General features: G+C 40.7%; 12 protein-coding genes. 9 read left to right on the top strand and 3 right to left on the bottom strand.

The window, feature by feature from the left end; all coding sequences use genetic code 11:
* Positions 1-89: 89 nt before the first annotated feature.
* Positions 90-698, top strand: coding sequence for a fimbrial assembly protein (locus IT970_RS13170; protein ID WP_118844822.1), 609 nt, complete (start codon positions 90-92; stop codon positions 696-698).
* On the opposite strand, the gene IT970_RS16105 is transcribed toward IT970_RS13170, so the two are convergent.
* From IT970_RS16105 to nadC, 3 genes are all read right to left on the bottom strand, one after another.
* Entirely contained in the window at positions 695-1,120 is a 426-nt protein-coding gene (locus IT970_RS16105) for a pilin (RefSeq protein ID WP_118844621.1), read from the bottom strand. The two genes, IT970_RS13170 and IT970_RS16105, sit on opposite strands and share 4 nt — an antisense overlap.
* Positions 1,121-1,138: 18 nt before the next feature.
* On the bottom strand, positions 1,139-1,579 hold the full coding sequence (locus IT970_RS13160; RefSeq protein WP_118844620.1) for a pilin: 441 nt from the start codon (positions 1,577-1,579) through the stop codon (positions 1,139-1,141).
* A 497-nt stretch (positions 1,580-2,076) separates the two neighbouring features.
* Positions 2,077-2,925 carry a carboxylating nicotinate-nucleotide diphosphorylase gene (gene nadC, locus IT970_RS13155; RefSeq protein WP_074988951.1) on the bottom strand — a complete coding sequence of 283 codons (849 nt, stop codon included), beginning with the start codon at positions 2,923-2,925 and terminating at the stop codon, positions 2,077-2,079.
* Positions 2,926-3,114: 189 nt separating this feature from the next.
* Between nadC and ampD the strand changes: the two genes are divergently transcribed.
* The 8 genes from ampD (at position 3,115) to IT970_RS13115 (ending at position 15,043) form a co-directional block, all read left to right on the top strand.
* Positions 3,115-3,657, top strand: coding sequence for a 1,6-anhydro-N-acetylmuramyl-L-alanine amidase AmpD (gene ampD / locus IT970_RS13150; RefSeq protein ID WP_118844619.1), 543 nt, complete (start codon positions 3,115-3,117; stop codon positions 3,655-3,657).
* A gap of 23 nt (positions 3,658-3,680) precedes the next feature.
* Entirely contained in the window at positions 3,681-4,532 is an 852-nt protein-coding gene (gene ampE, locus IT970_RS13145) for a beta-lactamase regulator AmpE (RefSeq protein WP_196857406.1), read from the top strand.
* A 477-nt stretch (positions 4,533-5,009) separates the two neighbouring features.
* Entirely contained in the window at positions 5,010-5,759 is a 750-nt protein-coding gene (gene pdhR / locus IT970_RS13140) for a pyruvate dehydrogenase complex transcriptional repressor PdhR (RefSeq protein ID WP_036965924.1), read from the top strand.
* A gap of 84 nt (positions 5,760-5,843) precedes the next feature.
* Positions 5,844-8,510, top strand: coding sequence for a pyruvate dehydrogenase (acetyl-transferring), homodimeric type (aceE, locus tag IT970_RS13135; RefSeq protein ID WP_074988948.1), 2,667 nt, complete (start codon positions 5,844-5,846; stop codon positions 8,508-8,510).
* A gap of 9 nt (positions 8,511-8,519) precedes the next feature.
* A complete protein-coding gene (aceF, locus tag IT970_RS13130; protein WP_196857405.1) occupies positions 8,520-10,415 on the top strand; it encodes a pyruvate dehydrogenase complex dihydrolipoyllysine-residue acetyltransferase in 1,896 nt (631 codons plus the stop codon).
* Between the two features lie 189 nt (positions 10,416-10,604).
* The gene (gene lpdA, locus IT970_RS13125; protein ID WP_036965933.1) at positions 10,605-12,029 is read left to right on the top strand and encodes a dihydrolipoyl dehydrogenase; all 1,425 of its coding nucleotides are present in this window, start codon (positions 10,605-10,607) and stop codon (positions 12,027-12,029) included.
* A gap of 348 nt (positions 12,030-12,377) precedes the next feature.
* Positions 12,378-13,067, top strand: a complete 690-nt coding sequence (locus tag IT970_RS13120; RefSeq protein ID WP_036965935.1) for a tRNA-uridine aminocarboxypropyltransferase — start codon at positions 12,378-12,380, stop codon at positions 13,065-13,067.
* A gap of 971 nt (positions 13,068-14,038) precedes the next feature.
* Complete coding sequence (locus IT970_RS13115; protein ID WP_036965938.1) at positions 14,039-15,043, top strand: Fe(3+) ABC transporter substrate-binding protein; 1,005 nt, start codon at positions 14,039-14,041, stop codon at positions 15,041-15,043.
* The last annotated feature ends 46 nt before the right edge of the window (positions 15,044-15,089 follow it).

Raw genomic sequence — 15,089 nt, 5'->3', positions numbered from 1 at the left:
AATAGTAGCGGCCTTTTGAGGCTGAAACAATTGATAAGGTGATGTTATCTTGCTTAAATACGAAGATTCAGAGGATTCGGGTCTCAATTGTGCAAAATACGTTAACGGTTTATAAAACAAAGTTTGTTTGGAGTTTTATTCATTTTCTAGTGGGTGGGCTGCTCTTATTTCTAGTTGCTACTTGGCTTTTCTTTAGCTGGTTTGATAATGGAAGATATATGCTAACAGATTTGGTTGGACTAGCAGTAATTATCTTTTCTATAGACCTCATCATAGGCCCATTATTTAACTTTTGGTTATTATCACCATTCAAAACTAAGCTCGAGAATGCTATTAACTTTAGTTTTATAGTTATTTTACAAGTCATATCCTTAGTATATGGTATTACACAGATAGATGGGCAACGATTAGCCTATATAGTTAAGTGGGAAGGCTCTTACTTCACTGTCTTAAAAGGTGAAGATAGACGTCCTGTTCATGAAGAAGCTATGTATCACTTTAATGAGCCAACAATTCAAAGCAATGGGAGGGCTTTTTATGAAATGATGATAAAAAATGCTATACCACCAATAGAAATGTATGAATATTTTTTGAGTGTTCCGGTATCGAGTGAATGCAGTTTCTCACCATGCAAGGTAATTACTAAATCGGGATTAGTTAAGCTAAAAAGTACAGATGAAGGATTAGTTTTTTTCTAACAAGTACCATTGCTAATACAGGTGCTGCTTGAAGAACGATGCCATATAAGTTGGCCGTTATTTAAACTGCCTTCCATGATATATGTGTCCGCGTAAGATAGAGATGCGGCATCTGTTGCTGTTGATGTAATGATTAAACCGGCGGCGTTAGTTATCACTATATTTGAAATGTATTTTGGTGCTGTAAAATCAGATTTTTTTCTGCCCAGCTTTGTGAAACTATCACATTTAGAAAGATCAGAATTTCTATGGTAGCAAAGTTCAATGGCTCTTTGAACCGCATTGGTAGCTAGTACAACTTCAGTAAACTTAGAGCGTTTAAATTGATTATTATATGCAGGAAGGGCTAATGATAATAATAGACCAATTATGGCAATTGTTATCATTAGCTCAATTAGCGTAAAGCCGTTATGTCTAATCACAAAACTTGGCTTAAATTATTAACAGATACCAGCTGCAATACATGAGCCAGTTTGTGCCCAAGTTAGTGTACCTAAAGAGTTACCACCAGCATCAGTTGCTGGAGTTGGTGTCAGAACATAATCTACACTATCTACTGTTGCAGCTCCTGTAGCGGTAATAGCTGCAGTTGTGGGTGCGATTGCTACGCTAGCAACGTGCTCACCTGCGGCTGCACCAGCTGCATTTAGACCAATCTCTGAAGCTTCATCACAGTTAGTTAAAGTACCAGCCCCACGTGTTTGAAAACATACATCTACTAAGCCTTTCGCCGAAGATGCTGCTAAAACAACTTCAGAAAAGCGTGCTTTTTTGGTGTAAGTCTGATACTGCGGTAGAGCGATTGCTGCAAGAATACCGATGATTGCGATAACAATCATTAATTCAATTAGGGTGAAACCCTGTTGCTTTTGTTGTGTCATTTTGTTCCTCTCCTAAAGGATATGATGTTTTGTAAGTTTAGCTGTTAGATCAGCATTGTAAAATCGATGCTAAACATACAGGACTATTCTTACAGTTTTACTTAAAACCTCTGTTAAAAATCGTGATTGTTAACAAGTTGATTTTAAACTTTTGTTCATTAAGTGTTTGTTAATTTACTTTAGCATCAATTAATGTATTTGAAAGCAATTTTCCGGCTAGATAACTGGTTTTTCAGAAGTTTCCTACTTTAGTTTGAGACAGATCAAGCTTAAAAATCCATAATTGAACTATTTATACACATGCATCCTTGCTGGAACTTATTGAATTAATTGTAAACTTACGTAAGTCATTAGGACACAATGATACTAAAGAACTAAAAGAACTGAAAAGTTATTGATTTTTTGTTACCGATTCAGGCTTTTTACGTATTTAATGCTTTTTTTATTTCGTTGTCAACGAATTAGGTAAACATTAAATACGCAAAAATGGGGTGGGGTTACGCGTTAAAGCGCATCGATAGGTCGATTGATTGTAAATTTTTTGTAAGTGCGCCGCTTGAGATAAAATCAACACCTGCTTGCGAATAAGCTTTTAGTGTTTCAAGGGTCATATTGCCAGACACTTCTAATTTTGCTCGCTTATCAGTAAGGATGACGGCTTGCTGTATTTGTTCCACAGTAAAGTTATCAAGCATGATGATATCAGCACCCGCATGAATGGCTTGCTCAAGCTCATTTAAAGATTCAACTTCGACTTCTACAGGTTTTGATGGATGATTAACTTTTGCTTGTGCCACGGCTTTATCAATGCCACCACATGCTGCAATGTGGTTTTCTTTAATTAAGAATGCATCGAATAAACCAATACGATGATTCGCGCCGCCGCCGCATTTGACTGCGTACTTCTGCAACGCACGTAAGCCCGGAATCGTTTTACGAGTATCAAGTAACTGCGTGGTTGTTCCTGCAAGTTCTTTAACGTAGTGGGCTGTGGTTGTTGCTGTACCCGAAAGCGTTTGCACAAAATTAAGCGCTGTACGCTCTGCGGTTAAAATGGCACGTGCAGAACCAGACGCTGTAAATAAGGTGGCATTTGCAGCGACTTTATCACCATCGTTTACTAATACATCAACTTTTACCGTTGCATCTACTTGCTTGAACACTTCTAAAATAATGTCTTTGCCACAAAATACACAGTCTTCACGAGTAATTACTTTGGCATTCGCTTGCTCGTTTTCAGGGATGAGTTGAGCCGTGATATCACCGTCGTTTGCATTTTGGTAATCCAAATCTTCATCAAGGGCGAGTTTAACCAGTTGGCTAATTAAAGAGTGAGGGACTGACATGTCGAAAGCTCATTGTTTATTAATAAATTGGCTAAATTTTACTATGTTTGACCTTGTATTAGAAGTTAAAGATTTATCGCTAACGTGGATTAAAAGTCCTTGTGGGTGGCTTCACAAATGAATGCGGCTAGACCCTGAGTAGCGAACCATTTACACTGTTTAACTTTATTGTCATTGTTAGTTTTTAATATGCATATAAACGAATTAGGCCAGTTAAACAGTGTGTTACAGCGGCCATGCAGGCATTATGATGCGCGTCCTGATAATGAAGTGTCATTACTTGTGATTCACAATATTTCGCTACCCGCAGGGCAGTTTGGCACGCGATATGTGGATGATTTATTCATGGGTTGCATAGACTGTGAGGCACACGATAGTTTTGTAGACTTAAAGGGGCTTAGAGTATCTGCGCATTGTTTTATTCGTCGTACGGGTGAAGTGATTCAATATGTGCCATTTGAAAAGCGTGCTTGGCATGCAGGTGTGTCTGAGTTTAATGGCCGTCAGCAATGTAATGACTTTAGTGTAGGTATTGAGCTTGAAGGTACTGATACTGAGCCGTATACCCAAGCACAATATAATGCATTACACTTAGTGACAAAGGCACTTATAGATAAATACCCAAAAATAACCCGCTCTCGTATTGTCGGCCACTGCGATATTGCACCCGGTAGAAAAACGGATCCGGGCGAGAGTTTTGATTGGCCATACTTTTTTGATTTAGTGTTTTAATTTAAAGGATATAGGTAACAAGCATGATCTTGATTTCAATTATAGTTGCGCTAGTCATTGAGCGTCTTGGGGCGCGGGCTGATTACTGGCAAATTGGTTTTTATGCCGATCACTACCTAAAGCACTCTAAAAAACACTTATCAGATAAAGGCTTATTTAATTCGCCCGTTGGTTTTCTTATCTGGTTAATGTTACCAGTGATTGCTATTGCCTTAGTTTATAAGTTATCAGATTTTATAGTATGGCAATTAGCGGTTAACACCGTGGTGTTATTAACGTGTTTTGGCTGTGCTAAGCAACGAGCACTGTATAAGTCTTATCTCAATGCCCTAACGCGAAACGATCAAGAAGCTGCGACATTATTTGCATTACAAATGGGCCAAAAGAAAACAGAAGCTGAGCCCCAAGGGGAAACATTCGGGCAAACACTCGCGTGGCTTAATTTCCGCTTTTATTGTGCTGTTATTTTTTGGTTTGTGATATTGGGTGTACCGGGCGCAATACTCTATAGCTTAGTGCGTACTTACGCTGACAAGGTAAGAGAAAACCATAATATGGTGTATGCAAAACGCTTTAAACTAATTCATACCTTATTATTTTGGTTAGATTGGTTACCTGCGCGCATTGCAAGTTTTGGTTATCTTGTTATTGGCAACTTTAATAAAGGAACCAGTTGCTGGTTGAAATACGTGTTGGACTTTTCAGTAAGCAATCGCAAAGTTGTTACTCAAACAGCTTTGGCTGCAGAGCAAATTGAGCAGCAGTTTGTTGGTTGCACTTATGAGGCAACCTGTATGATGAAACTCGTAAAACGTAATGTGTTGTTCTTTTTAGTCATTATTGCCGCACTCACTCTATTTGGTGGGTTGGCGTAGTATAGTTAGCGAGTTGCAAGGGCTGGCTTTAGCCGAGAACGGCTTTTAAAGTCAGCAAGTTGCAAGAGTAAAGCTTGTAGGAATGATTTCAGTCATGAATCATTCTGTTAATGTACGTCGTTTGAGTTTTGATTTTTCAGCACTGAAATGCTTCCTACTTTGCCTTTCTACAAAGCCACTCAAATCAGCTAACATCGAATAGCTGACTTCTAAGAGCGTGCTTGTCAATCTGGTCTGACCATTTATTTTTTATTGTTTTCTTCTTCCGAAATAGCGACTTTCTTCCATACTGTTTAATCTTTATGCAAAATGGAGTACCGTGTCAGTTGGCGCTGAGCGCAGTGAAATTGACAGAAATACCGGTTTTTGATAACGTATGCTACAAATTTGGTATGACCAATTTACCTTTTGGTTGAGTCTTATGGCTAAAAACCCTGTGTTTAGCGGGCTTGGCCGAAACAACGCGGACGTTGATAAATGTCTTTAAAGATAAAAGCAGCAAAATTATCTGATGTAATTTTACAACAACTTGAGAATATGATTCTTGAGGGGTCGTTAGCGCCAGGCGAAAAATTACCTCCTGAACGTGAGTTAGCGAAACAGTTTGAAGTATCGCGTCCATCACTTCGAGAGGCTATTCAAAAGCTGGAAGCTAAAGGCTTAGTCACGCGTCGTCAAGGGGGTGGCACGTTTGTAAAAAATCAGCTTGAAGAGGGGCTTACTGATCCACTCTTTGATTTGATAAGTAAACATCCTGAATCACAATTTGATTTACTTGAATTTCGTCATGCTCTTGAGGGAATCGCAGCTTATTATGCTGCAATGCGTGGTACGACGAATGATTTTAAAAAAGTAAAACAAAGCTTTGACAATATTGCGCTTGTAAATGATGACATTGTGCAAAAAGCAAAAGCAATTAATGCATTTCATTTCAGCGTAGCTGAAGCGTCTCATAATGTCGTGTTGCTGCACTTAGTGCGTGGTATGCAAGCATTGCTTGAGCAAAATGTATTACAAAATTTAACTGTACTGTTAAAAAAGCCGCAAATCAGCCAGCAGCTCGCAGAGCATAGACGACTGTTAATGGATGCGGTTATTGAAGGAAACCCAGAGCAAGCACGCCTTGCTAGTAATGCTCACTTGGCCTTTATCGAAGAAGCCTTACTTGAGGCTGGCAAAGAGCATTCGCGGATTGAACGTAGTTTAAGACGCACCAAACAACATTAAGCAAGTGATTAGCTAAGTTTAGTTAACTACTTAATTTAAGATTTATTAAAATAATTAGTATTTTAAACATAAGGAAACCTCCATATGTCTGAAGTCAATAAAATTGACGTAGACGCGCTAGAAACACAAGAGTGGTTACAAGCCCTTGAGTCTGTTGTGCGTGAAGAAGGTGTAGAACGTGCTCAATTCTTACTTGAGCAAGTGTTAGAGCAAGCCCGTTTAGACGGTGTTGATATGCCTACTGGCACAACTACTAACTACGTTAATACCATTCCAGTAGATCAAGAACCAGCCTACCCAGGTGATGTGAATGTTGAGCGTCGTATTCGTTCAATCATTCGTTGGAATGCGATTATGATCGTATTACGCGCGTCGAAAAAAGATCTCGACTTAGGCGGCCATATGGCGTCTTACCAGTCTTCAGCGGCTTTTTATGAAGTTTGTTTTAATCACTTCTTTAAAGCGCCAAACGATGTAGACGGCGGTGACTTAGTTTATTATCAAGGTCATATTTCTCCAGGTATCTATGCGCGTGCATTCGTTGAGGGTCGTTTAACAGCTGAGCAGCTTGATAACTTCCGTCAAGAAGTTGATGGTAAAGGTCTTCCTTCGTACCCACACCCGAAATTAATGCCTGAATTCTGGCAGTTCCCTACGGTATCGATGGGTCTGGGTCCAATTGCTTCAATTTACCAAGCGCGTTTCTTAAAGTACTTAGATGGTCGCGGCTTAAAAGACACTAAAAACCAACGCGTATATGCTTTCTTAGGCGATGGTGAGATGGATGAGCCAGAATCACGTGGTGCAATCTCATTCGCTGCACGTGAAAAATTAGATAACCTATGTTACCTAATCAACTGTAACTTACAGCGTTTAGATGGCCCAGTAATGGGTAATGGTAAAATCATTCAAGAGCTTGAAGGCCTATTTAAAGGTGCAGGCTGGAACGTGATTAAAGTTGTATGGGGCAGTGGTTGGGATATCTTACTTGCTAAAGATACAACCGGTAAGTTACTACAGTTAATGAACGAAACTATTGACGGTGACTACCAAACATATAAAGCAAAAGACGGTGCCTACGTGCGTGAGCACTTCTTTGGTCGTTATCCAGAAACAGCAGCACTTGTTGCTGATATGACAGACGAAGAAATCTTCGCACTTAAGCGTGGTGGTCATGAGCCATCAAAGCTTTACGCAGCATTCAAAAAAGCAGAAGAAACGAAAGACCGTCCAACTGTTATCCTAGCGAAAACGGTTAAAGGTTACGGCATGGGTGAAGCGGCTGAAGGTAAAAACATCGCACACCAAGTTAAGAAAATGGACATGACACACGTAGCACACTTACGTTCGCGTCTTGGTTTACAAGATCTTGTGTCAGATGATCAATTAGCTGATCTTCCATACTTAACACTTGAAGAAGGCTCAGAAGAGTACAAATACTTACACGCTCGCCGTGAAGCACTTCAAGGTTACACACCGAAGCGTATTGCTAAATTCTCTGAAAAGTTAGTCTTACCAGAAGTAGAGGCATTTAAACCATTACTTGAAGAGCAAAAGCGCGACATTTCTACAACAATGGGCTTTGTTCGTGCACTTAATGTGTTGCTTAAAGACAAAGGTATTGGCAAAAATATTGTGCCTATCATTGCTGACGAAGCACGTACATTTGGTATGGAAGGTTTATTCCGTCAAATCGGTATTTATAACCCACATGGCCAAAATTACACGCCTCAAGACCGTGACATCGTTTCTTACTACAAAGAAGCTACATCAGGTCAAGTATTACAAGAAGGTATCAATGAGTTAGGTGCAATGTCGTCATGGGTTGCTGCTGCAACATCATACAGCACCAACGATTTACCTATGATCCCATTCTATATCTACTATTCTATGTTTGGTTTCCAACGTGTTGGTGATATGGCATGGATGGCGGGTGACCAACAAGCACGTGGTTTCTTATTAGGTGCCACTGCAGGTCGTACAACGTTAAATGGTGAAGGTTTGCAGCACGAAGATGGTCACAGCCATATTCTTGCTAACACAGTGCCTAACTGTATTTCTTATGACCCAACTTACGCTTACGAAGTTGCAGTTATTATGCAAGACGGTATTCGTCGTATGTACGGTGAAGATCAAGAGAACGTGTTCTATTACCTAACACTGATGAACGAAAACTACCATCAACCAGCAATGCCTGAAGGCGCTGAAGAAGGTATTCGTAAAGGTATCTATAAGCTTGAAACCGTGGCTGGCGATAAAGCGAAAGTACAGTTGCTAAGCTCGGGTACTATCATGATTGAAGTACGTAAAGCTGCCCAAATCTTAAGTGAAGAGTACGGTATTGGTTCAGATGTATTCTCAGTGACTTCATTCAATGAATTAACACGTGATGGTCAAGATGTTGAGCGTTTCAATATGCTTAACCCAGATGCAGAGCAAAAGACTGCTTACATCACTGAAGCATTGTCAGACGCTGTAACAGTTGCCGCAACGGATTACATGAAGAACTACGCAGAGCAAGTTCGTTCATTTGTACCAAGCAGTAACTACAAAGTACTTGGTACAGACGGTTTCGGTCGTTCTGATAGCCGTGAAAATTTACGTCGTCACTTTGAAGTTAATGCAGGTTATGTTGTTGTTGCAACATTATCTGAACTTGCTAAACGTGGTGAAGTTGAGAAGTCTGTGGTTGCAGAAGCAATCAAGAAGTTCGACATCGACACTAACAAAGTTAACCCGCTATACGCATAAGAGGTTCCAATGAGTATTGAAATTAAAGTACCAGATATCGGTGGCGATGACGTTGAAGTAACCGAAATCCTTGTTAGCGTTGGTGATAAGGTTGAGGTTGATCAGTCGTTATTAACGGTTGAAGGCGATAAAGCATCAATGGAAGTGCCTGCTGCACAAGCAGGAACGGTTAAAGAAATTAAAGTAGCCGAAGGGGACACTGTTACGACGGGTTCACTTATTATGATCTTCGAAGGTGAAGAGCAAGCTTCTGCATCTTCTGAAGCAAAAGAAGAATCAAAGCCAGAGCCTGCTAAGCAACCTTCAGGTTCAGCGACGCAAGACGTAACGGTACCAGATATCGGTGACGACGAAGTTGAAGTGACTGACATCATGGTTGCTGTTGGTGATACGGTTGAAGAAGAGCAATCTTTATTAAGCGTTGAAGGTGACAAAGCGTCAATGGAAGTACCTGCACCATTTGCGGGTACCGTTAAAGAGATCAAAATCGCGACAGGCGATAAAGTTAAAACAGGCTCTTTAATCTTTGTTTTCGAAACAGCATCAAGTGACTCTGACGCTCCGACAGCAGAGTCTGCACCTGCTGACGAAGCGGCCGCTGACACTGCATCAAGCACAAAAGAAGTTAACGTGCCTGATATCGGTGGTGATGAAGTTGAAGTAACCGAAGTCATGGTTGCTGTTGGCGATAGCGTGTCAGAAGATCAATCAATCTTAAACGTTGAAGGTGATAAGGCTTCAATGGAAGTACCAGCACCCTTTGCTGGTACGGTTAAAGAAATCAAAGTTGCTGCAGGCGATAAAGTTTCAACAGGTTCTCTTATCTTTGTATTTGAAGTTGCGGGCAGTGCAAAAGCATCAGCGCCTAAAGCGAAAACAGAGTCGGCACCTGCGCCAGCAGCAAAAGCAGAGGCAGCCCCTGCGGCTAAGCCAGCTTCAGCACAAGCTAGCAAAGAAGAGTTTGCCGATAACAACGCGTATGCACATGCATCGCCAGTTGTTCGTCGTTTAGCGCGTGAGTTTGGTATTAACTTAGCAAACGTTAAAGGCACGGGTCGTAAAAATCGTGTTGTTAAAGAAGACGTGCAAAACTACGTTAAAGAACTTGTGAAGCAAGTTGAATCAGGTAATGCAGGCAAAGGCAATACAGGCGGTGGTGAGCTGGGTCTTATTCCATGGCCAAAAGTTGACTTTAGCAAGTTTGGTGAGATTGAAGAGAAGAAATTATCACGTATTCAAAAACTGTCAGGTGCTAACTTACACCGTAACTGGGTGCAAATCCCACACGTTACACAGTTTGATGAAGCTGATATCACCAGTCTTGAAGCATTCCGCAAAGAGCAAAATGCACTGGCTGAGAAGAAAAAGCTGGGTGTTAAAATCACGCCACTTGTGTTTGTCATGAAGGCAGCAGCGAAAGCTCTGGCTGAGTTCCCGACATTTAACTCTTCGTTGTCTGAAGACGGTGAAAGTTTAATCTTGAAGAAATACATCAACATTGGTGTTGCAGTCGATACACCTAATGGTTTGGTTGTGCCAGTATTCAAAGATGTTGATAAGAAAGGCATCATTGAGCTTTCTCGCGAGCTAATGGACGTGTCGGCTAAGGCGCGTGATGGCAAACTAACGTCATCTGACATGCAAGGCGGTTGTTTTACAATTTCAAGCCTTGGTGGTATCGGTGGTACCGCATTCACGCCTATCGTAAATGCACCAGAAGTGGCTATTTTAGGTGTCTCTAAATCGGAGATGAAACCTAAATGGAATGGCAAAGAGTTTGAACCTAAGTTAATGGTTCCATTATCAATGTCATACGACCATAGGGTTATTGACGGTGCACTAGCAGCACGCTTTACTGTGACGCTAGCAAGCTATATGAGCGATATTCGCCAATTGGTGATGTAATCGCGTCATAATTTATAAGAATCAAATCCCAGCAAGGTGTTTTTTGCTGGGATTTTTACCATTGGCAATGATACAATCTTTGTCATAGAACAATCTTTGTATAGATATCTGCTCTCACTTTCTGCCTTGCAGAAACATGGCAGTTTAACTTAGGGGCAGTGTTCCCGTTCAAACATTTAAGGTAATAGCATGAGCAACGAATTAAAAACTCAAGTTGTTGTACTAGGCGGTGGTCCTGGTGGTTATTCTGCAGCTTTCCGTGCTGCTGACTTGGGCTTAGAAGTCACATTGGTAGAGTCTCGCAACACATTAGGCGGTGTATGTCTAAACGTGGGTTGTATTCCTTCAAAAGCACTTTTACACGTAGCTAAAGTGATTGATGACGCAGCAGAAATGTCATCTCATGGCGTTACTTTTGGTAAGCCTGAAATTGACCTAGACAAAATCCGTGATTGGAAAGAGTCTGTAATCGGTCAGTTAACTGGCGGCCTAGACGGCATGGCTAAAATGCGTAAAGTGAAAGTGGTTTATGGTTACGGTAAATTCACTGGTAGCAACACCCTGGCTGTTGAAGGTGAAGAAGGTACTACAACAATCACATTCGACAATGCTATTATTGCTGCAGGTTCACAACCAGTAAATCTACCTTTCATCCCTGAAGATGACCGTGTAATTGATTCGACTGGTGCGCTTGAGCTTAAAGACGTTCCTGAGAAACTACTTGTACTAGGTGGTGGTATCATTGGTCTTGAAATGGGTACGGTGTACCGTGCACTGGGTTCTGAAATCGACGTTGTTGAGTTTGCTGATCAATTAGTACCCGCTGCTGATAAAGACGTTATCAAGATTTACCAAAAATACGTTAAGAACAAGTTCAACGTAATGCTATCTACTAAAGTAACTGGCGTTGAAGCAAAAGACGACGGTTTATATGTAACATTTGAAGGTAAAAACGCACCTGCTGAGCCTGTACGTTACGACAAAGTACTTGTTGCTGTTGGCCGTACTCCAAACGGTAAACTACTTGATGCAGATAAAGCGGGCGTTAACGTTGATGAGCGTGGTTTCATTAATGTTGATAAGCAACTTAAAACAAACGTTGATCACATCTTCGCTATCGGTGATATCGTTGGTCAACCAATGCTTGCGCACAAAGCGGTTCATGAAGCACACGTTGCGGCAGAAGTTATCTCTGGTCAGAAGCACTACTTCGATCCTAAGTGTATCCCTTCAATCGCTTACACAGATCCAGAAATTGCATGGGTTGGTGTAACTGAAAAAGAAGCGAAAGAGCAAGGTTTAAGCATCGAAACAGCTGTATTCCCATGGGCTGCGTCTGGTCGTGCAATCGCTTCAGCACGTACTGAAGGTCAAACTAAGCTTATCTTCGATAAAGACTCTGGTCGTGTTATCGGTGGTGCTATGGTGGGTATCAATGCTGGTGAGATGCTAGGCGAAATCGGCTTAGCCGTTGAAATGGGCGCAGACGGTGAAGACCTTGCGTTAACTATTCACGCTCACCCAACGCTAAACGAATCAATCGGTCTAGCTGCTGAAATCTTCGAAGGTTCAATTACTGACCTTCCAAACAAAAAAGCAGTTAAAAAGAAGTAATTTCTTTTGACTAATCGTTTTAAAAACCCAGCTCCGGCTGGGTTTTTTGTTATTTATAGGGATTAAGTATTAGGAATTAGAATTTAGAGGTTAGAAATTAGAAGTTAGAGATTAGAAGTTAGAGATTAGAAGTTAGAGATTAGAAGTTAGAGATTAGAAGTTAGAGATTAGAAGTTAGAAGTTTGATCTGACCCCGATAAAGTAGAAGGTAGATTACACACATAAAAAATGTGGGGTTATTTTTTCTAACCACTAACCACTAACCACTAACCACTAACCACTCGCATTGATTTCTATTCCTGCTATTTTTAGCTACAATACGCGCCGTTCAATTTTCTGGTAAACACAGTGGCTACTATCTCAAATAACTCCGTCTTGGTACTTCGTGCTAAACAATTGGGCGAATCTCGCCGAGAATTTAAAGCCCGAGGAGCAAAACTCACACGCTGCGAACGGTGCTTATTAGCAGAACACTACTGCATTTGTGAAGGTGTTCAACAGGCTGAATGTGAAGCCGCTGTATGCCTATTGATGTATCATAACGAGAGTTTTAAACCCTCTAATACAGGGCGCTTAATTGCAGAAATTATTCCCGATAACCACGCATTTAAATGGGATCGAACAAATCCAGATAGCGCGCTTCTAAGTTTATTGGCCGATCCTCAGTATCAGCCGATGGTTATTTTTCCTGCCAGTGATGTTGAGGACGAAAACCGTGTGATTACCGAGGTGATACCTGAACAAGGCAAGCGTCCGCTTTTTATCTTTTTAGATGGCACTTGGCGTGAAGCTAAAAAGATGATCCGTAAAAGTCCCTACTTAGATCACTTACCCGTGCTGTCTATCACGCCTGAAAAGTTGTCTGATTATCGTTTACGTGTCGCTCCCCATGAACACCAGCTAGGAACGGCTGAAGTCGCTATTATGGTTTTGGCACTTGCCGGTGAAGAAGAAGCAACCAGCAGGCTAGAAGAGCACTTTATTAACTTTAGAGATGCCTATTTGCTTGGTAAAAGAAACAAAGGTCGCCCAGAGTAATTCTTGTATCAATTTGATTTATTGAGCGCTCTATTTTGAGGCAATAAAAGTTGAGGCAATAAAAGTCAGAGGTAAAAAAGCGCGTTGGTAACAAGGTATCAGTTTTGTGATTAGGTTTTATTAAATGAGAAACTTTTAACGTTGTTTACGTCAGCTTTTAATCCTTCAAAATGATTGAGTATTATTGCGGGTAGGTAGTATGCAAAAGAAAAGCGCGAACTATCTCTAGTCGCGCTTGCGGAATCTTCTTAATTTTCTGCATCCTGCAATTGAATCTAATCAACTCCATAAACTTTGCAAATCCATGCCATTACACTGTACTTAGTTGTTCTGTGTAATAAAGACTCTCCGGGTCTATATCCTGTCCATTCCTTTACATCCGTGCTGGTAAATACTTTACCTTTCCATTACGCATCATCATGATGCTATCCCTTTATTAGCAATTCCCTTGCGTTGTCCTTACGACCTGTCCTTTATTCCACTTTTTGAACTCCTGTATAACAACACCCTGTTGTTATTCCATTTCACATCATCCTGATGCTGTCCATAAGCTGTCATTCCCTTGCGTTACTCTTCCTGAGCCTGTCCTAATATCCTTACTATCCTAATGAACCTTATCCGAGGTTTGATATGAGTAATGCTTCCCTATCCATCTACTCATAAAGCTTCATGCTTAGCTGATAAGTTAATTATAGAGAAATTGCCAAGCGCGAGTAGGTCAAAATCGTGCTTAAAATAGCGGTCATTTTATTGTCATTTTAATTAAATTGTTTATTTTCAGTTTGTTATGGGTTTTTATGTGGTTTTTGCTGTCTGCTTTTACTCAATAGCTGCCATGTAGGTAAGATATCTCTCACAAGTAACTTCCTAAATGGCAGCTAGCATGATTGTTTTATGACTATTAACAGGTGCACTTTGCCTTAAGTGTAGGTAAAATATTTTGAGAATTGTTTTTATTTAGGTGTTAAATAATGAAAAAAACAGCGTTAGTCTTATTCACGGCTTTACTAAGCACACCTGCACTTTCAGCGGATGTCGTTAATATATATTCATTCCGACAACCTTTTTTAATTCAACCAATTTTAGATGATTTCACTCAGCAAACGGGCATAAAAACCAATGTTGTTTTTGCTAAAAAGGGCCTGATTGAACGCGTAAAGCGCGAAGGTAAGCATAGCAAGGCTGATCTCGTTTTGACGTCAAATTTTAGTGCGCTTGTACAGTTAGAAGAGCTTGGTTTAACGCAATCAATTAACAGTGATATTGTTAATGCAAATGTCCCCAGTACTTTTCGTGATGAACAAGGGCAGTGGATTGCACTTACTAAACGAGTGCGCAATGTCTACTCAGCAAAAGAGCGAGTTGGCGCGTTACCCACACTGAGTTATGAAGACTTAGCCGATCCAAAATACAAAGGCAAATTATGTACGCGCCCTGGTAAGCACCCTTATAACTTAGGCCTAGTAGCGTCTATGGTGGCGCATCACGGTGAAGTAAAAACAAAAGAATGGCTTGAAGGCGTAAAATCAAATTTAGCTCGTAAACCACAAGGTAACGACCGTGCACAAGTTAAAGCGGTAAAAGAAGGGCTGTGTGATATTGCCTTAGGTAATAGTTATTACTTTGGTAAAATGTTGCAGGATGAGCAGCAAAAGTCATGGGCTGAAGCGGTGCATATTAACTTCCCTAATCAAACAAACCGAGGCTCACATATTAATGTATCGGGGGTGGTGATGACGAAATATGCCAAAAACCCTGAAAATGCCTTGAAACTGATTGAGTATATGACCGACAATAAAGCGCAAAATATGTATGCCTCAGTTAATATGGAGTACCCAGTAAAACAAGGGGTTGCTTTATCTGATATGGTGGCATCATGGGGCAAATTTAAAGAAGATACTTTGTCGCTTGATGAAATTAGCAAATATCGCCCTGTGGCACTTAAGCTAATTGATGAAGTGAAGTTTGATTTATAACGCACAAAGCGTTATTCCAGCTTAAAAATTTGAAAAAGCTGTTTAA

The organism is Pseudoalteromonas sp. A41-2 (genome assembly GCF_015767615.1).
GTDB lineage: Bacteria > Pseudomonadota > Gammaproteobacteria > Enterobacterales > Alteromonadaceae > Pseudoalteromonas > Pseudoalteromonas lipolytica.
This window is presented reverse-complemented; position numbering and strand designations above follow the sequence as displayed.